Source organism: Streptomyces griseoruber (genome assembly GCF_001514205.1).
GTDB lineage: Bacteria > Actinomycetota > Actinomycetes > Streptomycetales > Streptomycetaceae > Streptomyces > Streptomyces griseoruber.
In genome coordinates this window covers 278,126-300,863 of the sequence record NZ_KQ948768.1, presented here as the reverse complement: position 1 = coordinate 300,863, position 22,738 = coordinate 278,126, and the positions used below count along the sequence as shown (strand labels likewise).

Below are 22,738 nucleotides of genomic sequence, written 5' to 3'. Positions count from 1 at the left end.
CGGACACGCGGGAACCTTTTTTCTTCGGGGACATGGCGGTCGCCTGCATGCGGGAGTCACGCGGTGCGTGGCCGCTCCGCGTGAGGTGCGGTGGGTGGCTGCATGCGTCGGCGCCGGGACCCAAGGGGTTCGTCGGCGCCGTGCGACGTCATCCAGAGAAGCAGGGTCGGAGGCCGTCCGCAAAGACCCCTTGTGCTAGTTGTGGTCGTATTCGGTGGTGCGGCTGTCGGTGTGAGCTGGCTCTCAATGTGCAGGTCGGAGCGGCAATTGGCATGGACATGGCGTACGGTTTGCACTACTAGTGGCTTTAGTGGGTGATGTGGGTCATGTGTGGTGCTTCACCGTTCGGGCCCGTTCCCGTCGTCCCCGCGGGGCCGGCCGTGCTGCTCCGCCCTGTTTCCGGGCCCGGGGCACTGCGTCAGGGGAACAGTGGCTGGCTCAGACCGAGACTGGAAAGTATCCGGTCGGCTTGGGCCGGTTCAGCCGGTTCAGCCGGTTCAGCCGGAACGGCCAACGGGTCTCGGTCTTCGTCCGTGTCCGCCGAGGCGGCCGGTGAGGCCGCGCGCGGCACGGACGACGAGCCGGAGCCGCCGTTGACCGACAGCATGACGAAGGCCGAGGCTGCCGCGCTGGCCTGCGTACCCGGGCACTGTCGTGAAGTCCGAGGGGGGCACGGAGGAGCCCGGCATGTACGCGGTGGAGGTGAAGCAGGCGGACGGCACGTCGATCGAGGTCTACCTCGACACGTCCTTCAAGGTCACCGACACCAGCAAGGAGAGCACCGTGGAGACCGAGTACGTCAGCTGACGGATTCGGCCTGAGCTGCCAGAAGCGACGAGCGGATGCCGACCGAACCCGAGCACGCCGCAGCGCGCCCAGCGGACGTGGACGAGACGGTGATGGTGCCTGCGGTGCCGGACGCGCAGGCGCCGGGTGGCTACGGTGGCCGCTCCGCGGACGACGCCTTGGACCACCCGCCGCTGTCGGCCGCGCACGCCTGGCCCGCCGAACGGGCGTCGGCCGTTCCCGACGCTGGGGCCGCTGCGGCGCCACCAGTGCCGGCCGGGGAAAGCGGCCACGGCCGGGGGCGGGAGGCGAGTGGCTGGCAGCACGCCCGGCGACACCGCCCAGTTCTCCGCGCCGAAGTCGCCGAAGTCGCCGAAGTCGCCGAAGTCGCCGAAGTCGCCGAAGTCGCCGAAGTCGCCGAAGTCGCCGAAGTCGCCGAAGTCGCCGACCGCGCCGCCGCGGCCGTCCGAGGGGAGACCGGTGATCGCGGTGACGGAATCCTTCTTTGCTCCCTCTTGAACATTTACCGGGACGGGGTGAGCCCGAGTGGCATCACGCACGTATTCGTCTTCGTCCGCCCCACCGGGCGACGAGCAACTCGACAGATCCCTCGACTGTGCAGGAGGAACAGTGCAGCTTTCGCGAAACATCGTGGGCACTCTGGTCGTGGGCGGCGCCCTGACCTTGACAGTGAGTGCCCTCGTATACCCGTCGATGCTCGGTCTGGACACCGTGTCGACCTCGGCCGACCGGCTCATCGCCAACACCCAGTGGGGGCCGTTCACTGAAAGCGACCGGGCCTTCGTGGTGGCGGTGCGGGCGGCCGGCCTCTGGGAGCACCCCGTCGGACAGATCGGGCTGGAAAAGGGACAGAGCAAGGCAGTGCTCATCGCCAGCCAGCACCTGATCGACGGCCACGCGGCGCTGGACGAGACCTGCCGCAAGATCGCCCCGATGCTGAACGTCGTCCTGCCCAACGTGGCCAGCCCGCAGCAGGAGGGATTCGTCACCACTCTGAAGACGGCCCAGGGCAAGCAGTTCGACATCGACTTCGCCAACATCCTGCGCATGACGCACGGTTCCATCTTCAACACGGTGGCGAAGGTCCGCTCGACGACGAAGAACGCCCTCGTGCGCGCGCTGGCCGACCAGGCCAACGACACCGTCCTGGACCACATCACGGTGATGGAGCAGACCGGGCTGGTCGACTTCGACACCACACTGTTCAACCAGACCAAGCCACCGACACTGCCCAAGTCGGACATGACCCCGCCGGTCCCGCCCGCCGGTCAGCCACTGGTCGTCCTCCCCCCGCCGCCCAACGCCACGTCCACCCCGGCGGACCTGGGCCCGGCCATGAACGGCGCTGCCGCCAACGGCGGTTAGGCGCCGCCCGGGAGCGGGCCCAGGGTGCGCCCAGGTGAAGCGGTGCGCCCCGCGGACTCGAGGAGAAGGACACATAGGACACGGTCTCGACTGACGCCCACGGGCGAAGTGCCTGCGGGCGGAAGGGAGCCCTGGCTGTGTGTCGGGTTCGACGACGGCCGTGAAGCCGAGGGCTTCCAGTCGGCGCAGATGGTGGTGTTTCCGGCGTTCCGGATCGATGCGGGCGTCGTAGCAGGGGGAGCCGGGCCGTGGAATTCGGTGTTCGCGCCCCACGGCAACTTCATCACCGCTGAAACCGCGGTTGGCCGCGTCCAGCGCGGACGTAGGGCACGGCTGCCCCTTACGGGACCGGTACGGATGCCGGTCCGGGGCTCAAGGCTGCGCTGCGGTGCGAGGCGGAGACGTCGGGGGTGGGGTGCCCCTCGGCGTCCTCAGTGCGTCGGTGGCGTTCGGTGTGCGCGGGACACCTGCCGTGCTCGACGACGTGGTGGGGAAGGTCGTCCTTCTCGTGCTCGGTTGCAACGTGCTCTTCGGGATGCTCGAGGCGTCCCGGCCCTGAAGTGGGTCGGTGAGGTTCGCACCTCCGAGGAAGCGGTTCCGCCGGACGACGCCGAACTCCTCCGCCCCGGCGACTACTCCCTGCGTCACGACCTCGTCGATGAAGGGTTCCTCCTCGTGATGCTGGGGCCGGCGCCGGCCCCCCTTCCCGGGACTCCCGGAGTCACCCTTCACGCTTTGTCCTGCACCTGGAAAAAGTGGCACCCCGTTGCTGCGTAAGTACTTCCCAGGCCGGAAAATCGTTGTTACGTTCCTCTCAGAGAGCCTGACGACGCAGTCGGCGGTGAGAGGAGGGATCGTGAGACGGATGACTGCCCGACCTGAGAACGCGCATCAGGCGCGGCTGCTTCGTCTACTGCGTGACAACGGGTCCAACTCTCGTGCCCGGATGGGTGATCTGGTGGACCTGTCCCGTTCGAAGCTGGCGGTCGAGGTGGACCGGCTGCTGGAGACGGGGCTGGTTGTCGCGGACGGGCTCGCCCCCTCCCGGGGTGGCAGGCGGTCGCACAACATCCGGCTGGCGCCGACGCTGCGTTTCCTCGGTGTCGATATCGGTGCCACCTCGATCGATGTCGCCGTGACGAACGCGGAGTTGGAGGTCCTGGGGCATCTGAATCAGCCCATGGACGTCCGGGAGGGGCCGGTGGCGGTCTTCGAGCAGGTGCTGTCGATGGCTGCCAAGCTGAAGGCCTCCGGTGTCGCGGAGGGCTTCGACGGCGCCGGTATCGGCGTCCCGGGGCCGGTCCGCTTTCCGGAGGGGGTACCGGTCGCACCGCCGATCATGCCGGGCTGGGACGGCTTCCCGGTCCGGGAGGCGCTCAGCCAGGAACTGGGCTGCCCGGTCATGGTCGACAACGACGTGAACCTGATGGCGATGGGGGAGCAGCACGCGGGCGTCGCGCGCTCCGTGGGCGACTTCCTGTGCGTCAAGATCGGTACCGGGATCGGCTGCGGCATCGTCGTCGGTGGCGAGGTCTACCGTGGGACGACGGGCAGCGCCGGCGACATCGGGCACATCCAGGTGGAGCCGGAAGGCCGCACGTGCGCGTGTGGCAACCGGGGCTGCCTGGAAGCCCACTTCAGCGGGGCCGCGTTGTCCTTTGACGCGGAGCAGGCCGCGCGTGAGGGCCGGTCGGTGCAGTTCGCTGCCCGGCTGGAGACGGCCGGGCGTCTGACGGCCGAGGACGTGTCGGCTGCCGCTGCGGCGGGGGACGCGGTGGCTCTCGAGCTGATTCGGGAGGGCGGGAAGCGTCTGGGGCAGGTCATCGCTGGGCTTGTCAGTTTCTTCAATCCGGGGCTGGTGGTGATCGGCGGCGGTGTGACCGGGCTCGGGCACACGTTGCTGGCCAGTGTCCGGACCCAGGTGTACCGGCAGTCATTGCCGCTGGCCACGCGCAACCTGCCGATCGTGCTGGGCGAGTTGGGGCCGACAGCCGGAGTCATCGGCGCGGCACGGCTCATCAGCGACCACCTCTTCTCACCGGCCTGACTCCGGCCCGACCCCGTGGGCAACGGAACATCACCCGCGTCACCGGAACTCCACGACGTCACCACAACCAAGCGTCACTTCGACCGCACCGGCGTCCCAGCCCACCCCTTGCGCCTCGGCACCCCACAGCGCCGTCGCGGCATCCCGAGAGCCACCGCACCGTCCGCAGCCCCGCCGTAACCACCGTATGACCTCGGCGGCCGGCTCCCACCACCGCACGGCCGCCGGGTCCTCGGGCCTGCCCTGCCCTGCTCAGCCCGTACGCCTCTGCGCACCCGACGCCAGGGGCTCTCCCAAGCCGCCCAGGTAATCGAACCACCGTGCCCTGCCCTGCCCGCTCACGGCCCGCACCCGCCGAGGGGATTCCTCATGGCACCACAACCACCTCTGCTCACCATGTCCGGTATCACCAAGTCGTTCCCGGGCGTTCGCGCCCTGGACGGTGTGGATCTCGAGGTCCAGGCCGGCGAAGTCCATTGTCTCCTCGGCCAGAACGGGGCCGGCAAGTCCACTTTGATCAAAGTGCTCGCCGGAGCCCACCAGCCCGACAGCGGCGAGATCACCTGGCGGGGCGAGCCCGTGACCCTGGGGTCACCGATCGCCGCCATGCGCCTCGGCATCGCCACCATCTACCAGGAACTCGATCTGATCGAGGGGCTGTCCGTCGCGGAGAACGTCTTCCTCGGGCACGAACCCACCTCCGCCGGGTTCGTCGTGCGCGGCTCCGCCGCCCGTACGGCGACCGCGCGGATACTGCAACGCCTCGGGCACGCGGAGATCGATCCCGCGCGGCTCGTCGGCGATCTGTCCGCGGCGCAGCAGCAGATCGTCTCGATGGCTCGCGCGCTGTCCCACGATGTCCGGTTGATCGTGATGGACGAGCCGTCGGCGGCGCTCGACCCCGAGGAGGTGGACAACCTCTTCAGGATCGTGGGCGATCTGACGGCTGACGGCGTCGCCGTGATCTACATCTCCCACCGTCTCGAGGAGATCCGGCGCATCGGCGAGCGGGTCACAGTGCTCAAGGAGGGCCGATCGGTTGCCGGCGGTCTGCCGGCCGAGTCGACGCCGACCCAGGAGGTGGTGGCGCTGATGACCGGGCGGAATGTGGAATACGTCTTCCCCGAGCGCCCCGAGGCCGGGTTCGCCGCGGGCCGAGAACCGGTGCTGAAGGTCGAAGGGCTGACCCGGCGAGGGGAGTTCGCGCCCGTTGACCTGGAGCTGCGGCCCGGTGAGATCGTCGGTCTGGCCGGGCTCGTCGGGTCCGGGCGCAGCGAGATCCTGGAGACGGTCTACGGGGCTCGCAAGCCCGACGGCGGCCGTGTCCTCGTGGACGGCACCCCCCTGCGCCCCGGAAGTGTCCGCGCCGCCGTCCGCGCCGGCATCGGTCTCGCGCCCGAGGAACGCAAGGCGCAGGCCCTGCTGATGCTGGAGTCCGTCAGCAGCAACGTCTCGGTCTCCACCCTGTCCCGGTTCGCCCGCGCGGGCTGGCTCGACCGGCGTACCGAGCGAGCCGCGGCACACCAGGCGGTCCGTGAACTGTCCCTGCGGCCGGACAATCCCGATGCCGCGATCAGGACCCTGTCCGGCGGCAACCAGCAGAAGGCGGTCCTCGCACGCTGGCTGTTGCGGGGCTGCAAGGTGCTGCTGCTGGACGAGCCGACCCGGGGGGTCGACATCGGCGCCCGGGCGGAGCTCTACGCAGTGATTCGCCGGCTGGCCGACGACGGACTGGCCGTCCTTCTCGTGTCCAGTGAGGTGCCCGAGGTCCTGGGTCTCGCCGACCGGGTGCTGGTGCTCCGGGAAGGCAGCGTCGTGCACACGGCGGACGCCCGCGAGCTCGACGAGCACCGGGTACTTGATCTCGTGATGGAAGGGAGCCTGACGCCATGACGCAGCCGGCCACTGCGGCGCAGAAGGAAGCGCCGACGTCCGCCACCAAGTCCACAGGGGGCCAGGAGGGTTCGCGCCGACTCGGGCTGCGGTGGGACATGCGCAGTCTGTCCCTGCTCGCAGTCCTCGCCGTCCTCGTCGCGGTCGGTGGAATCACCGCACCGGACGAGTTCCTGGCGACGAGCAATCTTCAGCTCGTCCTCACCCAGGCGTCCGTGATCGGCGTCGTCACCGTCGGTATGACGTTCGTCATCACCAGCGGCGGGATCGACCTGTCGGTCGGCGCGATCGTGGCGCTCGCCTCGGTGTGGGCGACGACCGTGGCCACGCAGGAGTTCGGCTTCGCGGGCATCCTCTTCACCGCCGTGATCGTCGGTGTGGGCTGTGGTCTCGTGAACGGTCTGCTGATCGCCTACGGCAGGATGGTGCCGTTCATCGCGACGCTGGCCATGCTCGCCTCCGCCCGCGGCCTGGCGTTGCAGATCACGGACGGCAGCACCCAGATCGTGACCGTCGGCTCCGTGCTCGATCTCGGTGCCAGGGACGCCTACGTTCTCGGCATCCCGCCCCTTGTCCTGATATTCGCCGCGGTCACCGTCATCGGCTGGCTGCTGCTCAACCGCACCACCTTCGGCCGACGCACCGTCGCGGTCGGCGGCAACGCGGAAGCGGCACGCCTCGCCGGCATCGACGTACGCCGCCAGCGTCTGTACCTGTATCTGCTGTCCGGACTGTGCTGCGGTATCGCCGCGTTCATGCTGATCGTGCTCGCCGGCTCGGGTCAGAACACCAACGGCAACCTCTACGAGCTGGACGCCATCGCCGCAGCCATCATCGGCGGCACCCTGCTCAGCGGCGGCCGCGGCACCATCCTCGGCTCCGTCCTCGGTGTTCTGGTCTTCACCACGATCACCAACATCTTCGCTCTGAACAACCTCGAGACCGCTGTCCAGCAGATCGCGAAGGGCGCCATCATCGTCGCCGCCGTCCTGGTCCAGCGCCGCTCGATGCATGGCGACGCCTGACGCCGTGCCACACACCGCCGGACGGCGGACTCCGACACCGCCGCCCGGCACCCGCACCCTCCCCGTCCGACGCGCCCGCCCAGTCGAAGGGTCGATCCGTCATGGCAAGAATCCCCTCCACCAGCCGCAGAGCACTGCTGTTCGGCACCGCGGCCGTTTCCGCCGGTGCGCTGATGACAGCCTGCACCAGCAATGAGCCCACGAACCAGGAACAGGCCGCGGACAACGCCCCGGTCGCGGACGACAAGCCGGGCAAGGCCGTCACCATCGGCTTCGCCGGCCCCCAGGCCGACCACGGCTGGCTCAACGCCATCAACGACAACGCCAAGTCGCGTGCCAAGAAGTACTCCGACGTCACGCTGGAGATCACCGAGGGTTCCAACGACATCGCCCAGCAGATCGGCCAGATCCAGACACTGATCAACAAGAAGGTCGATGTCCTGGTGATCCTGCCGGCCGACGGCAAGGCGCTCACCCAGGTCGGCCTCCAGGCGATGAGGGCGGGCATCCCCGTCGTCAACCTGGACCGCGTCTTCGCCTCCCCCCAGGCGTACCGCTGCTGGATCGGCGGCGACAACTACGGCATGGGTCTCAACGCCGGCCACTACATCGGTGAACGGCTCAAGGACATGCCGAACGCCAAGGTCGTCGAACTCGCCGGCCTCGACAACCTCGAACTGACCCGGCAGCGCACCAAGGGCTTCGACGACGCCCTGAAGAACTACCCCAACATCAAGAAGGTGGCCCGCCAGGCGGCCGAGTTCACGGTCGAGTCCGGTCAGGCCAAGATGGCGCAACTGCTGCAGGCCCAGTCGCAGTTCGACGCGCTGTGGAACCACGACGACGACCAGGGCGTGGGCGCGCTGCGCGCCATCGACCAGGCCGGTCGCGACGACTTCCTGATGGTCGGCGGCGCGGGCGCCAAGTCCGCGATGGACGCCATCAAGGCCGACAACAGCGTGCTCAAGGCGACCGTCCTGTACCCGCCGACGATGGCCGCCTCCGCCATCGATCTCGCCCGGGGGCTCGGTCAGGGCAAGGGCGTCGGTGGCCTCGCCGAGTTCGAGATCCCGTCCTCGCTGACGCTCTACTCGGCCGTGGTCACCAAGGACAACGTCGACCAGTACCTGCCGACCGGCTTCAGCTGACCGGTCCGGGCCGCGTGCCCACGCACACAGCGATGAGTCACCGACACTCCGACGAGGAGCAAACCGTATGGAACACAGGGACAGTCGGACCGCACCGCCGGCACTCGGTGTGGGCATGGTCGGCTACGCCTTCATGGGAGCCGCGCACTCACAGGGGTGGCGCACCGTAGGGCACGTGTTCGACCTGCCGCTGCGGCCGCTCCTGGCCGCGATCGCCGGCCGCGACGCGCACGCCGTGCGGGCGGCGGCCGACAGGCACGGCTGGGCCGCGGCGGAGACCGACTGGCGCGCCCTCGTGGCCCGCGACGATGTGCAACTCGTCGACATCTGCACACCGGGCGACAGCCATGCGGAGATCGCGATCGCGGCGCTGGAGGCAGGCAAGCACGTGCTGTGCGAGAAGCCGCTGGCCAATTCGGTCGCGGAGGCGGAAGCCATGGTCGCCGCCGCCGACGCGGCCCGCTCGCGCGGGCAGTTGGCCATGGTGGGCTTCAACTACCGGCGTGTGCCCGCCCTCACCTACGCGCGCCGGCTCATCGCCGACGGCAGGCTCGGCACACTGCGCCACGTGCGGGTCAGCTACCTCCAGGACTGGCTGGTCGACCCCGACTTCCCGCTGACGTGGCGGCTCCAGCGGGAGCACGCGGGGTCGGGGGCGCTCGGCGACCTCGGCGCGCACATCGTCGACCTCGCGCAGTACCTGGCGGGTGAGGTGCTGGTCGGCGTCTCCGCCCAGCTGGAGACCTTCGTCAAGGAACGCCCCCGCCTCGACGGCGCCTCCTCCGGCCTGACCGCTTCCGGCGGCACCCGGCGCGGGCCGGTGACGGTGGACGACGCGGCCGTCTTCACCGGCCGGCTCGCCTCGGGAGCGCTCGCCACGTTCGAGGCGACCCGGATGGCGTCGGGGCGCAAGAACGCCCTGCGGCTGGAGATGAACGGCGAGTACGGTTCGCTCGCCTTCGACCTCGAGCGGCTCAACGAGCTGTACTTCCTCGACTACCGGGAGCCCGCCGCCACGGCGGGGTTCCGCAGGATCGTCGTCACCGAGGCCGAGCACCCGTACCTGGAGGGCTGGTGGCCGCCGGGCCACGCGCTCGGCTACGAGCACACCTTCGCCCACCAGGCCCGCGACCTGGTCGAGGCGATCGCGTCCGGCACCGACCCGATGCCGTCGTTCGCCGACGGTCTGCAGGTGCAGCGGGTGCTCGCCGCGGTGGAGGAGAGCGCCCAGAAGAACTCCGTGTACACCCCCGTCCAGTCCGTCGAGGCCGAAGTCCGGTAGAGAACCGGCAGGACCCCGTTGGGAGGCACCATGCCACGCCCGTTCACCCTGTTCACCGGTCAGTGGGCCGATCTGCCGTTGGAGGAGGTCTGCCGACTGGCTGCCGACTTCGGCTACGACGGCCTCGAACTCGCCTGCTGGGGCGACCACTTCGAGGTCGACAAGGCCCTGGCCGATCCGTCCTACCTGGCCGGCCGACACGCCCTGCTGGAGAAGTACGGCCTGCGCTGCTGGGCGATCTCCCACCATCTCGTCGGCCAGGCCGTCTGCGACAACCCCATCGACGAACGGCACCAGGGCATCCTGCCCGCCCGCATCTGGGGCGACGGGGAGCCGGAAGGCGTACGACGCCGTGCCGCGGCCGAGATCAAGGACACGGCCCGGGCCGCGGCCGCCTTCGGTGTCGACACGGTCGTCGGCTTCACCGGATCCTCGATCTGGCATCTGGTGGCGATGTTCCCACCGGTACCGGAGCGGATGATCGAGCGCGGCTTCGAGGATTTCGCGGAGCGCTGGAACCCGATCCTGGACGTGTTCGACACCGAAGGCGTCCGCTTCGCCCACGAGGTCCATCCGAGCGAGATCGCCTACGACTACTGGACCACCGGACGCGCCTTGGAGGCGGTGGACAACCGGCCGGCCTTCGGGCTCAACTTCGACCCCAGTCACTTCGTCTGGCAGGACCTGGACCCGGTCGGCTTCCTCTACGACTTCCGGGACCGGATCTACCACGTCGACTGCAAGGAGGCCCGCAAGCGTCTGGACGGCCGCAACGGGAGGCTCGGCTCCCATCTTCCCTGGGGTGACCCGCGGCGCGGCTGGGACTTCGTCTCCGCCGGGCACGGTGACGTCGCCTGGGAGGACGTGTTCCGGATGCTGCGTTCGATCGGTTACGACGGGCCGATCTCCGTGGAGTGGGAGGACGCCGGCATGGACCGCCTCGTGGGTGCGCCGCAAGCACTCGCCCATCTGAAGCGGTTCGACTTCGACCCGCCCTCGGCATCCTTCGACGCTGCCTTCGGAGGCGGCGACAACTAGAGCCTGTCGTCTGGATCAGGCCGCAGGAAAGTGGCGGTGCCGTCCGGCGGAGCTGAGCGGGCTCTGGTGCGTGCGGCTGCAAGGCGCAGGAGGGTGCCGACGCGATGGGGCCCCTCCCGCGCGAGCGCAGCCGAGCGTGGGGGAGTCGGCGAGTGACGACAACGCGGCAGACACGCGTGCCAGACCCCGCGTCTGCGGCGTGATCCCACCGGCAGGCCCTGGGCCGGACCGTAGCGCCCGGTGGGGGGAGAGCCGCCGGGCTGGTCCGCGCTGCCCTGATACTCCTTTGTCCTGGAGCGGGAAAAAGTTCGACGTCCTTCTTCTCACCGGCGGCCTTCTCGCCGCCCCCTCGCACGCTGTGACCGCGCCCGCCACGGAGCATCCCGCCTGGGCCGCGGCCAAAGCCGCCCCTGTGCCGGCGGTGGGCGGGAGGCCCCGAGCCCCGCCCGCCGTCCCGCACCCGCATCGGAACATCGCCATGGCAGGGAGGCAGCCCGTGAACAACGACGCAAACGCATCGCAGCCCCGGATCGGCGGGCGGTCCGCACGCACCGGTGTCTGGTTCGTCGGAGCCCGTGGATCGGTGGCCACCACCGCCGTCGCCGGATGCGCGGCGGTCACCGCCGGACTGCATCCGCCGACCGGCATGGTCACCGAGACCCCACCGTTCGACAGCACCGGTCTGCCGTCCCTGCCCTCACTCGTCTTCGGCGGCCACGACACCGCCCACTGTCCGCTGCCCAAGCGGGCCGAACACCTCACCGAAGCGGGCGTCCTGCCGCACGGGCTCGCCCCCGCCGTGCGCGCCGAACTTCAGGCCGCGGACGAGGAGATACGGCTCGGTGGCCCGCTCGCGGGTGACACTCGCGGCGACGAGGAGCTCATCGCGGACTTCGCCGCAGACCTCATCTCGTTCCGGGTGCGCAACGCACTGGCACGGGTGGTCGTCGTCAACGTCTCCTCCACGGAGCCGCTGCCCGCGCCGGACGCCGTACGGCTGCCGCCCAGCTCCCTCTACGCGGCCGCCGCGCTGCGAGCCGGCTGCCCCTACGTCAACTTCACGCCGTCCACCGGGCTACGCGCCCCGGCCCTCACGGGCGCCGCCGCAGCCGGCGGACTTCCCCACGCGGGTCGTGACGGCAAGACCGGCCAGACGCTGCTGCGGGCCGTGCTCGCCCCGATGTTCGTCCAGCGCGCCCTGGAGGTACGGGCCTGGTCCGGCACCAATCTGCTGGGCGGAGGCGACGGGGCGGCGCTGGCCGACCCGGGCGCGGCCGCGGCGAAGAACGCCGGCAAGGAACGCGTCCTGACCGAAACCCTCGGGCACCTGCCGGAGGGTGAGGTGCACATCGACGACGTACCGGTGCTCGGCGACTGGAAGACCGCCTGGGACCACATCGTCTTCGAGGGCTTCCTCGGCTCGCGCATGATCCTCCAGACCGTCTGGCAGGGCTGCGACTCGGCGCTGGCCGCCCCGCTCGTCCTGGACCTGGCCCGCCTGGTCGCCCGCGCCCACGAGGCGGGCCTGTCCGGCCCGCTTCCGGAACTGGGCTTCTACTTCAAGGACCCCGACGCGGGCCCGTCGGGCCTTTCGGAGCAGTTCGCCGAACTGCTGTCGTTCGCCGACCGCCTTCGGGAGGCCCGGTGATCCGCTCCTTTCCGTCCCGCCTCGCCCCGGCACCGGTGCACCTCCCCGAGCACTTACGACCCGGGAACGCTCAGGGCCCCGTGGGACCCGCACCGCGGTGCGGGCGGCCGACGCGGCTGCGGGACTGGGCCGAACTGCTCCGTGCCCCGGCGCTGTTCACCGTGCCCGGTGACGCGCTCGCCGGTGCCGCGCCCGCCGGGCTGCGGCCCAACCGGGGCACGGCGTACGCCGCCTGCGCCTCGCTCCGCCTTTACCACGCCGCCGGACTCCTGACTGCGGCGGGCCTGACGTCCGCCGCCCGTGCCGGCCGCCCCGCACTCGGGCTGGCCTCGGTTCTGAGCGCCACGGTCTGGGCGTACGACCTTCGACCGAAGCGCACCCCCGCGGCCCCTGCGGCCCCTGCGGCCCCTGCGACCCTTGCGGCCCCTGCGGCCCCTGCGGCGATGGCCGCGGCCCGCGCCCTGGACCTCCTGCTCGGCGCCACGGCCACCCTGTCGGTTCCCGGGGCGACCCGGTCCCGCCGAAGAGCCGCCGACACGGCATCGCCCGTGCCCGCTCGTCGCCCGCTGCTCCCACGAGGCGAAGCCAGGGCGCCGTCCGGTCCCGTCCCGGACGCTCCCGCGGTCGGCGGGGCGCTCTCAGGTCCGGACGCCCGCCCACCGCGGGGCGGGGGACACGCCGCCGCGCCCGTCACCGCCCGCCGCACCGCCACCTCCGCCCTCGCGCTGGCCGCCCCCACCTACGCGGTCACCGCCGTCTCGCGGCACGAGGCGCACGGCGGTTCGGCGCTCACGCCCCTCGCCGCCCTCGGCGCCACTACCGCGCTCGGCGTGTCGCTGGCACGGACAGGCGCGTCGAGAGGGATCGTCCCGGTATGGGCGGCCGCCGCGTACGTCCCCACCGCCGCCGTTCCCTGTCTGCATGCCGCCCTCGACCCGTCCCCGCCCCTCACCCGGCGTGCCGTCAGCGGCGGGATCCGCGCCATGATCCCGCTCCAGGCCGCGCTCGCCGCCCGGTCCGGGGCGAACGCCACCGCTCTCGCCGTACTGGGGCTCGCACCCATGGCCCGCACCCTCGCACGGAAGGTGAGTCCCATATGAGCCGCCGGCAGCGACTCCGCCTCGGTTACGGCACCAACGGCCTCACCGACCTCCGTCTCGACGACGCCCTCGGCCTGCTCGCGGACCTGGGCTACGACGGCGTCGGGCTCACGCTCGACCACATGCACCTCGACCCGCTCGCCCCCGACCTCGCCGCCCGTACCGCCCGGGTGGCCCGTCGGCTCGGCGCACTCGGTCTCACCACGACCGTCGAAACCGGCGCTCGCTACGTCCTCGACCCGCACCGCAAACACGGTCCGTCGCTGCTCGACCCGGACCCCGCAGGGCGTGCCGCCCGCACCCGGCTGCTGATCACGGCGGTCGGTGTCGCGGCGGACCTCGGAGCGCACGCCGTGCACTGCTTCAGCGGCGTCACCCCGCCCGGCACCGACGACGACACGGCGTGGCAGCGTCTTCAGGAGGCGCTCGCGCCCGTGCTCGACGCCGCGACCGCCGCCGGTGTGCCGCTGGCGATCGAACCCGAACCGGGCCATCTCCTCGCCACTCTCGCCGACTTCCATCATCTGCGCACTTCGCTCGACAGCCCTTCAGCTCTCGGCCTGACCCTCGACATCGGTCACTGCCAGTGTGCGGAGCCGGCCCCGCCCGCGGAGTGCGTCCGTGCGACCGCGCCCTGGCTGCGGCATGTGCAGATCGAGGACATGCGCCGCGGGGTGCACGAGCATCTGCCGTTCGGCGACGGCGAGATCGACTTCCCGCCGGTGCTGGACGCCCTCGCCGCCGTCGACTACCAGGGCCTCACCGTCGTCGAGCTGCCCCGCCACTCCCACGCGGGGCCGGAACTGGCCCGATCCTCCATCGAGTTCCTGCGGACCACGGCAGCCGGCACCAGGACGGGAGTGTCGGCATCATGACGCAGCCCCCTCCCTGGACCCGCCACGACGTCGCCGCCAAGCTGCCCGACGACACCGCGCGCGCCTGGTTCGACGAGGCCCTGGCCGACGCCGCGTGCGCCGCGAGAACACCACCGGCGGCCCCTCCCCCGTCCCTGGCCCACACCTGGGAGCTGCGGTTCGCCGCCGCCGGGCGGCACTGCGGCCACCACCACGCGGACGCCGTCCGTAGGCTGCTGCTGGTCGAGGCGCGGGCGGGACTCGAGACCCTGACCCGGCTCTACCGGCACGGCAGCGCCGCCGAACGCCGCGCCGTACTCCGGGCGCTGCCGGACCTGGTCGCGGGCCCGCACGCCGTACACCTCGTCGAGGACGCCCTGCGCAGCAACGACACCAGCCTTGTCTCCGCCGCCGTCGGACCGTACGCCGCCGCCCACCTCGATCCGCACGCCTGGCGTCACGCCGTCCTGAAGTGCCTGTTCACCGGCGTCCCCCTCGACGCCGTCGACCGCTGGACGCACCGGGCGGCCGGCGACGGCGAACTGGCCCGCATGCTCTGCGACTACGCGGCCGAGCGGACAGCCGCCGGCCGCGACGTCCCCGACGATCTCGGCCGCGTGCTGACCCTGACGGGCGAAGCGCCCAAGGAGCTGTGATGCGTATCTTCGACCCGCACATCCACATGACGTCCCGCACCACCGACGACTACGAGGCGATGCACGCCGCCGGTGTGCGCGCCGTCGTCGAACCCTCCTTCTGGCTGGGCCAGCCCCGCACCTGTCCGGCCAGCTTCTTCGACTACTTCGACGCCCTCCTCGGCTGGGAACCCTTCCGCGCCGCCCAGTACGGCATCGCTCACCACTGCACCCTCGCGCTCAACCCCAAAGAGGCCAACGACCCCCGCTGCACGCCGGTCCTGGACGCTCTGCCCCGCTACCTCGTCAAGGACGGCGTCGTCGCCGTCGGCGAGATCGGCTACGACTCCATGACCCCGGCCGAGGACGCGGCCCTGGCCGCCCAGCTCCAGCTCGCCGCCGACCACGGCCTGCCCGCCCTCGTCCACACGCCCCACCGCGACAAGCTCGCCGGACTGCACCGCACCCTGGACTGCGTCCACGAGTCGAGCCTGCCGATGGACCGGGTGCTGCTCGACCACCTCAACGAGACGACCGTCAAGGACGCGAAGGACAGCGGCTGCTGGCTCGGCTTCTCCGTCTACCCGGACACCAAGATGGACGAGGACCGCATGGTCGGGATCCTGAGGGCGTACGGAACGGAGAAGGTCCTCGTCAACTCGGCCGCCGACTGGGGAAAGAGCGACCCGCTGAAGACCCGCGAGGTCGCCGACGCCATGCTCGCGGCCGGCTTCGGCGAGGACGACGTCGACCAGGTGCTGTGGCGCAACCCGGTCGCCTTCTACGGACTCAGCGGCCGTCTCCGGCTCGACGTCCCGGAGGCGAACGGCCTGCACGAAGGCAACTCCGTCCTGCGCGGGGGCGAGTAGGGCATGCGCTTCCGACACCCCGACGGCTCCACCGTCCACGTCGCCTACTGCACCAACGTCCACCCCGCCGAAACCCTCGACGGTGTCCTCGCACAGCTGCGCGACCACTGTGAGCCGGTCCGCAGATGCCTGGGACGCGACCGCCTCGGCATCGGCCTGTGGCTCGCCAAGGACGCCGCACGCACGCTGATCACCGACCCGGTGGCCCTGCGGGGACTGCGGGCCGCGCTGGACCGGCGCGGCCTCGAAGTGGTCACGCTGAACGGCTTTCCCTACGAGGGGTTCGGCGCCGAGGAGGTCAAGTACCGCGTCTACCGGCCCGACTGGGCCGACACCGAACGCCTCGCGCACACCACCGACCTGGCCCGCCTCCTGACCGCGCTCCTGCCGGACGACGTCACCGAGGGGACCGTCTCCACCCTCCCGCTCGCCTGGCGCACCGGCTTCGACGAGCACGCCGCCGCCACCGCCGCTGCGGCGCTGACGACGCTGTCGCGGCGGCTCGACGCGCTGGAGGAGCTGACCGGCAAGTCGATCCGGGTCGCCCTCGAACCGGAGCCCGGGTGCACGGTGGAGACCACCGCGGACGCGATCGGACCGCTCACCGCACTGCCCGGGGACCGTATCGGCGTGTGCGTCGACACGTGCCATCTCGCCACTTCCTTCGAGGACCCGGCAACGGCGCTGGCCGACCTCGAGACGGCCGGCGTCGTCATCCCCAAGGCACAGCTGTCGGCGGCCCTGCACGCCGAGGAACCCCGTCGGCCGGAGGTCCGCGACGCCCTCGCCGCCTTCGCCGAGCCGCGCTTCCTGCACCAGACCCGCACCCTCACGCCCGGCGGACTGCGCGGCACCGACGACCTCGGCGAGGCGCTGGCCGGCGATGCCCTGCCCGACGACGCACCCTGGCGCGCCCACTTCCACGTCCCCCTGCACGCCCCTCCCGCCCCGCCGCTCACCTCCACGCTGCACGTGCTCCAGGAGGCCCTGGCCCTGCTGGTGGGCGGGGTGCGACCGCGCACCCGTCATCTCGAGGTCGAGACCTACACCTGGCAGGCCCTCCCGCCCGAACTGCGCCCCCGCACCAGGACCCAGCTCGTCGACGGCATCGTCGTCGAACTGGCCCTCGCCCGGGACCTGCTCACCGGCCTCGGCCTGAAGGAGCTGCCATGAGCACCCGCCCCCGTCCGCTCCTGGTCCTCGACGTGGTCGGCCTCACCCCCCGTCTCCTCGACCCCATGCCCCACCTCAAGGCGCTGGCGGCCTCCGGCTCGCAGGCACCCCTGTCCACCGTGCTCCCGGCCGCCACCTGCACCGCGCAGTCCACCTGCCTGATCGCCGGTGACAAGCTCTGGGACGCCGCCCGCCGCGCCCACCCCGGCTGCACGGTCGCGAACATCTGCCGGTGGTACGCCATGGGCGCCGGCACCGACATCACCGTCACCCCCCGCCCGATCTGCTACGCCGACGGCCGCAAGGAACCCGACGGCTGCACCCGCCCGGCAGCCCTGCACGACGAACTCACCGCGCGGCTCGGCACCTTCCCGCTCCTCTCCTTCTGGAGACCGGGAGCGGACATCGTCTCCAGCCGGTGGATCGCCGAGGCGACCCGCCACGTCATGCGCACCCTTCGGCCCGACCTGACCCTGTGCTGCCTCCCGCATCTCGACTACGACCTGCAGCGGGTCGGCCCCGACGATCCCCGCTCCCACCGAGCCGCCGCCGAACTCGACGCCGTCAGCGGCCCGTTGCTGGCAGACGCCCGCCCCGAGGGCCGTACGGTCGTGGCCCTGTCCGAGTACGGCGTCACCCGCGACGACGGCAAGAAGGCGAACGGACTCGATCACCCGCGTTCCGGGGAACTGGTCGCGGTCACCGGACGCCTGGTTCACGTCCTCCTCCTGGCTCGACGACGCCCGCGGCCCCGACTGCGCCCAGCTCGTCGAGATCCACCCCAAACCCGGTTACGCCCCCGCCGAGCCGTTCATGGATCCCGAAGATCCCTGTGCGCGGCTCAAGGCGGCCAAGGCGGTGGCCCGCAAGAAGCTCGGCGTGCGCTACCGGCTCGCCGTCGTCCCCCTCGCCCCCTCACCCGTACGCGGCAGCCACGGCCGCCTCCCCCCCCCGAGCGACGAAGAAGGTCCGCTCGTCCTGCTCTCCACCCCCCCCGCGCGGTATCCGGCCGCGCAGCGGCCACCGAGGTGAAGTCCCTGCTCCTTCGACTCGCCGGCCTCTCCTGAGACGGCAGCCGTCCGACACCCGCAGCACCGTGACAACGAAAGAGAGAACCACTGTGACCGCTTTCAACGACGAAACCGTCACCGGCGACGCCCTGCGCCGCGCACTCGGCGTGAGCCGCCGCCGTTTCCTCAGCACCTGCACGGCGGCCACCGCCGCAGCGATCGCCGCCCCGGTCTTCGGCGCCGCACCCGCCCTGGCGCAGGACAGAACGGAAGCAGCCGAGGGTGACCGGGGCCGTTCCGCTCTGGTCCCGCCGCACAAGCGCGGCATCATCCTCTACACCGTCCGTGACGCGATCGGCCGCGACCCGCTGGCCTCCGACCTGCCCTCCGGTTTCCGCGAGGTGTTCAAGCAGCTGTCGCGCTTCGGCTACCGCCAGGTGGAGTTCGCCGGGTACGGCCAGCACGCGGGCGCGCCCGGCGGCGCCGACCTGGGCACCCTCAAGGGCGCGAAGCTGCTGCGCTCCTGGCTCGACGAGTACGGCCTGCGGGCACAGGGCAGCCACGGCTTCATCCCGCCGTCCTGGCCGCTGACCCCGTCCGACCTGGACACCTTCAAGCGCTGGCTGGAGATCACCAACATCCTCGGCATGGAGCACATGGGTACCGGCGCCGACCCCACCACCACCCCCTACCGGGACGACTGGGACGTCGCCGCCCAGAAGTGGAACACCCTGGGCGCCCTCGCCCGCCGTGAGGGCGTCAAGCTCTACACCCACAACCACGACAGCGCCTACGACTTCCTGCTCGACGGCGGCCCGCTCGACGCCCAGGGCCGGCCGACCCGCAGCTCCGGCATCCGGAAGCTGGAGTACTTCCTGAAGGTGACGGACCGCAAGAGCGTCCATCTGGAGCTGGACGTCTTCTGGGCGCACGTGGCCCGGTACAAGTTCCACACGTACACCGCCCACGACGGCTCACCGCGCGAGCGCGTCTTCGACCCGGCCGCACTCGTGGTCCGCAACACCGACCGCTTCCCGCTTTTCCACGCCAAGGACGGCGTCATCAACCCCCAGAGCGGCCTCGGCTACGACATGGTGCCGTTCGGCACGGGCGACATCGACTACCGGACGTTCTTCACCCGGGTGGGCGCGAAGAACCACCGCAACCCGATGGTCGAGCAGGACAACGCGCCGAGCACGAGCGCGCCCGGCCAGTCCCTGGAGTTCGCCCGGGTCGGCTACGACAACCTCGCCGCCCTGCGCGCCTGCAACTGACACAGCGTCACCCGGCATGCCTGCCATGCCCGCCAGGCACGCTCCTGCGCGCAACTCGCCCAGCGCGCCTGGCCATTCACCCGCGAAGGAGTTCTGAGTGCGCAACAGACGGATCGCCACCCTCGTGGGGGCGGCTGCGTTGGCCGGAGCCGTCGGGCTCCTGCCGCTCCCCGCAGCCCAAGCCGCCCCACCCGCCCCCGTGCCGCCGGCGGCGTCGGACTTTCAGAAGGTCACCCTCAACGACCGCCCCGGCGAGCCCATGGCCCTCGCCGTCCTCCCCGACCGGCGAGTGCTGCACACGGCGCGCACCGGAGAGGTCCGGATCCACGACCCCAGGAGCGGTGTCAACTTCCTCGCCGCCGACCTGAAGAAGAGCCCCGCCGGGCTCTACCAGCACGACGAGGAAGGCGTGCAGGGCATCGCCGTCGACCCCGGCTTCACCGGGAACCACTGGGTCTACGTCTACTACTCTCCCCGCCTCGACACCCCCATGGACGACCCGGCCACCGCGGGCGTCAACGAAGGGGACGCACCGCAGTTCGGCACGGCCGAGGAATTCGCCAAGTACAAGGGCGTCACCCGGCTGTCGCGGTTCAAGCTCGTGGGCAACAAGCTCGACTACGCCACCGAGCAGAAGATCCTCGACGTACCGGCCGACCGCGGTATCTGCTGCCATGTCGGCGGAAAGATCGACTTCGACCACAAGGGCAACCTGTTCCTGTCGACCGGTGACGACACCAATCCGTTCGCCTCGGACGGCTACGCCCCGCTCGACGACCGCCCCGGCCGCAATCCGGCCTACGACGCGCGGCGCACCGCGGGCAACACCGACGACCTGCGCGGCAAGGTCCTGCGCATCAAGGTCGGGCGCGACGGCGGATACGTCATTCCGAAGGGCAACCTCTTCGCGCCGGGCACTGCCAGGACCCGTCCCGAGATCTACGCCATGGGCCTGCGCAACCCGTTCCGCTTCGCCGTGGACGACAAGACCGGCGAGGTCTACCTCGGCGACTACTCACCCGACGCCAACAACGCCAACCCCGACCGCGGGCCCGTCGGCCAGGGGCGCTGGATGGTCATCGACCGCCCCGCCAACTACGGCTGGCCGTTCTGCGTGACCAGGGACACGCCTTACCAGGACTACGACTTCGCCACCCAGAGGTCGAGCGGGGCGTTCAACTGCGCCAAGCCGGTCAACGACTCGCGTCACAACACCGGACGCGGCGAGCTGCCACCCGTCACGGACGCGGAGATCGTCTACGGCTACGGCGCCTCCGAGACGTTCCCCGAACTCGGCACGGGCGGCATCGGCCCCATGGGGGGCCCGGCCTACCGCTACGACAAGCGGAACACGGCCGAGAACCGCTGGCCCCGGTACTTCGACGGCAAACCGCTCTTCTACGAGTGGACCCGCGACCAGATGAAGGCCATCACCCTCGGCAGCAGGAACGAGGTACAGAAGATCGAGGACGCGATCCCCTCGATCAGGACGGACGGTCCGATCGACGCCGAGTTCGGCCCGGACGGCGCGCTGTACGTCCTCGAGTACGGCACCGGGTACTTCGCGGAGCTGCCCGAGGCCCAGCTCTCCCGCATCGACTTCACCCGGGGCAACCGCACCCCGGAGCCCCAGGTCGCCGCGGACGTACGCAACGGCACCGGCCCGCTGACGGTCCGGTTCTCCAGCGCCGGTACGAAGGACGCCGACGGTGACGCCCTCCGCTATGCCTGGGACTTCGACGCCGACGGCACCGTGGACTCCAGGGAGGCGAACCCGACATACACCTTCACCAGGAACGCCGTCTTCGACGCCACGCTGAAGGTCACCGACAGCACCGGACGCTCGGCCTCCGCGTCCGTTCCCATCGTGGTCGGCAACAAGGCGCCGGTCGTCTCGCTGACCACCGACCCGGCTCCGCACGGCGGCACGGCGTTCCACTGGGGTGACACGGTCACCTGGCAGGTCTACGTCACCGACGACCAGCCCGTGGACTGCTCGAAGGTCACCGTCTCGTTCATCCTCGGCCACGACTCGCACGGCCATCCGCTGTCGTCGAGCAACGGCTGCTCCGGATCGTTCCAGACCTTCGTGGACGGCGGTCACTCCGGTGCGGACAACCTGAAGGCGGTCTTCAACGCCACCTACCAGGACTCGCCCCCGGACGGTCTGCCGTCCCTCTCGGGCAGCGCCGAGGTCGCACTGACACCGGCCGACTGACCGGCGCCCGACTCGACTCCCCACGCCCACCAGGAACGACACTCCCGGGCGGTAACGGGCGTACCCGCCACGGGCCTCACGGCTCTTTGACCGTGAGGCCCGCAGCTCCGGTGGGTGGCGTGAGCGACGTTCACCGCTCGCTTGCCGTCGGAGAGGCTGCGATGGTTGCCGCGGCAGGGAACGCGGGCGGTTCCGCCGGCGCCTTGGCAGCCCTTGTCCGCCCCGCACGGGACGCCGGCCGCGCTGAGTGCGGCGATGATGCCGTGGATGCGGGCGGCTCTGATCTCGTGGACGGCGCCCGTGATCGGCTCCTGGCCGCACCGTCGGCTCACCACCTGGCCTACCCTCACGCCCGGACAGCTGGAGGCCGACCAGAAGGTCCGCGAGCACTGGCGTCGAAGGGCCGGGCGTCGCTGCCGCTGCTGAGCGACGCCGGCGGTCCGTGCGCGTACGCACCCACCAGGTGATGCCCAGGCCGGCATTGAACGGCGTGAACCCCGGCAGCCAGCCGGCCGTGACCTTTTCACCGTGCCGTTCACGACACGCGCCCGCCTCGGTGTGCCCGGAGGAGGAGCCGACCGCGCCGGGGGCGCGGGAAGCCCGGGGCGTACTCGGCGTTTCCTTCGCTCGCTCGACGTGACCTCAGCAACCGCCCCCGCTGTCGATCCAGACGTCCCGGTTCTTCGCCTCCTGGGCCGGATCCCTGGTGCTCCGCTCCAGCCGCCCCCGCTGCTCCGCGTCGAGGGCCTGCTCGGCCGGATGGATCGGCATCTGGACGGCGAACCACAGGGCGAGCAGTGCGGCGGTCAGGATGGCGAGGCCGCCGAGCGCGTCCTTGGTGCGCGCGGACCAGCGCGGCACCCTGGCGTCCTCGGCACGTAGGAAGGCATCCATCAGGTCGCGGTGATCCACGTCCCAGTGCAGCAGGTACAGGGCTGTCGGGGTCCGGAGCGGCGCAGGGGGGTCAGCAGGGCTGCCGGGACCGGGTGCGCCGGGGTCCTGGCGGGATCGGCGCCCTCGTCGGTGAGGGACAGCCTCCCGCCCGCATCCACCCGTATCAGGCCGGTCCGCAGCAACTCGGCCGCCGCGACGCGGTCGATGTCCGTACGGCGGGCCGTGGCGATCGCGTGGTACGGGTCGATCTCCACGGCGTCCAGGTGCGCGGCGGCGTTGTGATCGGCGCGGTCACGGACCCACCACGCCACGGACAGGACGGCGTACACCCCGGCCGCCGCCGCCAACGCCACGCCTAATTAAGCCAGTTGATTCATGAGCCGGGTTCCCCCTCGCCTGCGATCGGCAGGATGTGCAGAGCCGCACGCGTGTCGGGGATTCCCGTCGCAAGCCGGATT

At 71.1% G+C, this 22,738-nt stretch carries 18 protein-coding genes and 1 pseudogene; 17 read left to right on the top strand and 2 right to left on the bottom strand.

What is annotated here, in order from left to right; translation table 11 throughout:
• Positions 1-1,452 precede the first annotated feature (1,452 nt).
• The 17 genes and pseudogenes from AQJ64_RS18275 to AQJ64_RS18200 all read left to right on the top strand — a co-directional run bounded on the left by AQJ64_RS18275 (position 1,453) and on the right by AQJ64_RS18200 (position 21,386).
• Positions 1,453-2,172 (top strand): DUF4142 domain-containing protein, encoded by a 720-nt coding sequence (locus tag AQJ64_RS18275; protein ID WP_055636840.1) that lies wholly within the window; start codon positions 1,453-1,455, stop codon positions 2,170-2,172.
• Positions 2,173-2,560: 388 nt separating this feature from the next.
• Positions 2,561-2,731, top strand: coding sequence for a hypothetical protein (locus tag AQJ64_RS49145; protein ID WP_157881082.1), 171 nt, complete (start codon positions 2,561-2,563; stop codon positions 2,729-2,731).
• Positions 2,732-3,037: 306 nt separating this feature from the next.
• Positions 3,038-4,219, top strand: coding sequence for an ROK family protein (locus AQJ64_RS18270; protein WP_055636833.1), 1,182 nt, complete (start codon positions 3,038-3,040; stop codon positions 4,217-4,219).
• Between the two features lie 369 nt (positions 4,220-4,588).
• Positions 4,589-6,112, top strand: a complete 1,524-nt coding sequence (locus tag AQJ64_RS18265) for a sugar ABC transporter ATP-binding protein (protein ID WP_055636834.1) — start codon at positions 4,589-4,591, stop codon at positions 6,110-6,112.
• Positions 6,109-7,137 carry an ABC transporter permease gene (locus AQJ64_RS18260; protein WP_055636835.1) on the top strand — a complete coding sequence of 343 codons (1,029 nt, stop codon included), beginning with the start codon at positions 6,109-6,111 and terminating at the stop codon, positions 7,135-7,137. Before AQJ64_RS18265 ends, AQJ64_RS18260 begins: the two co-directional genes overlap by 4 nt.
• 101 nt (positions 7,138-7,238) lie before the next feature.
• Positions 7,239-8,285: a substrate-binding domain-containing protein gene (locus AQJ64_RS18255; protein WP_055636836.1), complete on the top strand. Its 1,047-nt coding sequence runs from the start codon at positions 7,239-7,241 to the stop codon at positions 8,283-8,285.
• 67 nt (positions 8,286-8,352) lie between these two features.
• Positions 8,353-9,567: a Gfo/Idh/MocA family protein gene (locus tag AQJ64_RS18250; protein ID WP_055636837.1), complete on the top strand. Its 1,215-nt coding sequence runs from the start codon at positions 8,353-8,355 to the stop codon at positions 9,565-9,567.
• Positions 9,568-9,597: 30 nt separating this feature from the next.
• Positions 9,598-10,605, top strand: a complete 1,008-nt coding sequence (locus AQJ64_RS18245) for a sugar phosphate isomerase/epimerase family protein (RefSeq protein ID WP_055636838.1) — start codon at positions 9,598-9,600, stop codon at positions 10,603-10,605.
• Positions 10,606-11,101: 496 nt separating this feature from the next.
• Positions 11,102-12,253 carry an inositol-3-phosphate synthase gene (locus AQJ64_RS18240; protein ID WP_055636839.1) on the top strand — a complete coding sequence of 384 codons (1,152 nt, stop codon included), beginning with the start codon at positions 11,102-11,104 and terminating at the stop codon, positions 12,251-12,253.
• The gene (locus tag AQJ64_RS50155) at positions 12,250-13,353 is read left to right on the top strand and encodes a UbiA prenyltransferase family protein (RefSeq protein WP_483316189.1); all 1,104 of its coding nucleotides are present in this window, start codon (positions 12,250-12,252) and stop codon (positions 13,351-13,353) included. The genes AQJ64_RS18240 and AQJ64_RS50155 overlap by 4 nt, the downstream gene beginning before the upstream one ends.
• Positions 13,350-14,228, top strand: coding sequence for a sugar phosphate isomerase/epimerase family protein (locus AQJ64_RS18230; protein WP_055638298.1), 879 nt, complete (start codon positions 13,350-13,352; stop codon positions 14,226-14,228). The genes AQJ64_RS50155 and AQJ64_RS18230 overlap by 4 nt, the downstream gene beginning before the upstream one ends.
• Complete coding sequence (locus AQJ64_RS18225; protein ID WP_055638297.1) at positions 14,225-14,863, top strand: EboA domain-containing protein; 639 nt, start codon at positions 14,225-14,227, stop codon at positions 14,861-14,863. The genes AQJ64_RS18230 and AQJ64_RS18225 overlap by 4 nt, the downstream gene beginning before the upstream one ends.
• Positions 14,863-15,711 carry a TatD family hydrolase gene (locus AQJ64_RS18220; RefSeq protein ID WP_055638296.1) on the top strand — a complete coding sequence of 283 codons (849 nt, stop codon included), beginning with the start codon at positions 14,863-14,865 and terminating at the stop codon, positions 15,709-15,711. The genes AQJ64_RS18225 and AQJ64_RS18220 overlap by 1 nt, the downstream gene beginning before the upstream one ends.
• A 3-nt stretch (positions 15,712-15,714) precedes the next feature.
• Complete coding sequence (gene eboE, locus AQJ64_RS18215; protein ID WP_059202766.1) at positions 15,715-16,884, top strand: metabolite traffic protein EboE; 1,170 nt, start codon at positions 15,715-15,717, stop codon at positions 16,882-16,884.
• Positions 16,881-17,951: pseudogene (locus AQJ64_RS18210) on the top strand (alkaline phosphatase family protein). Before eboE ends, AQJ64_RS18210 begins: the two are co-directional and overlap by 4 nt.
• Before the next feature lie 53 nt (positions 17,952-18,004).
• On the top strand, positions 18,005-19,168 hold the full coding sequence (locus tag AQJ64_RS18205) for a sugar phosphate isomerase/epimerase family protein (RefSeq protein ID WP_055638606.1): 1,164 nt from the start codon (positions 18,005-18,007) through the stop codon (positions 19,166-19,168).
• Between the two features lie 97 nt (positions 19,169-19,265).
• Positions 19,266-21,386, top strand: coding sequence for a PQQ-dependent sugar dehydrogenase (locus AQJ64_RS18200; RefSeq protein ID WP_055638605.1), 2,121 nt, complete (start codon positions 19,266-19,268; stop codon positions 21,384-21,386).
• 642 nt (positions 21,387-22,028) lie between these two features.
• Here AQJ64_RS18200 and AQJ64_RS18195 read toward each other — a convergent pair.
• Positions 22,029-22,280: a hypothetical protein gene (locus AQJ64_RS18195; RefSeq protein ID WP_055638604.1), complete on the bottom strand. Its 252-nt coding sequence runs from the start codon at positions 22,278-22,280 to the stop codon at positions 22,029-22,031.
• Entirely contained in the window at positions 22,280-22,633 is a 354-nt protein-coding gene (locus AQJ64_RS18190) for a hypothetical protein (RefSeq protein WP_059202765.1), read from the bottom strand. The genes AQJ64_RS18195 and AQJ64_RS18190 overlap by 1 nt, the downstream gene beginning before the upstream one ends.
• Positions 22,634-22,738 lie beyond the last annotated feature (105 nt).

Coding starts and splice junctions, on each gene's coding strand:
- AQJ64_RS18255 (WP_055636836.1), top strand. CDS start 7,239: ATGGCAAGAATCCCCTCCACCAGCCGCAGAGCACTGCTGTTCGGCACC.
- AQJ64_RS18270 (WP_055636833.1), top strand. CDS start 3,038: ATGACTGCCCGACCTGAGAACGCGCATCAGGCGCGGCTGCTTCGTCTA.
- AQJ64_RS18220 (WP_055638296.1), top strand. CDS start 14,863: ATGCGTATCTTCGACCCGCACATCCACATGACGTCCCGCACCACCGAC.
- AQJ64_RS18230 (WP_055638298.1), top strand. CDS start 13,350: ATGAGCCGCCGGCAGCGACTCCGCCTCGGTTACGGCACCAACGGCCTC.
- AQJ64_RS18260 (WP_055636835.1), top strand. CDS start 6,109: ATGACGCAGCCGGCCACTGCGGCGCAGAAGGAAGCGCCGACGTCCGCC.
- AQJ64_RS18265 (WP_055636834.1), top strand. CDS start 4,589: ATGGCACCACAACCACCTCTGCTCACCATGTCCGGTATCACCAAGTCG.
- AQJ64_RS18225 (WP_055638297.1), top strand. CDS start 14,225: ATGACGCAGCCCCCTCCCTGGACCCGCCACGACGTCGCCGCCAAGCTG.
- AQJ64_RS18195 (WP_055638604.1), bottom strand. CDS start 22,280: ATGGATGCCTTCCTACGTGCCGAGGACGCCAGGGTGCCGCGCTGGTCC.
- AQJ64_RS18245 (WP_055636838.1), top strand. CDS start 9,598: ATGCCACGCCCGTTCACCCTGTTCACCGGTCAGTGGGCCGATCTGCCG.
- AQJ64_RS18250 (WP_055636837.1), top strand. CDS start 8,353: ATGGAACACAGGGACAGTCGGACCGCACCGCCGGCACTCGGTGTGGGC.
- eboE (WP_059202766.1), top strand. CDS start 15,715: ATGCGCTTCCGACACCCCGACGGCTCCACCGTCCACGTCGCCTACTGC.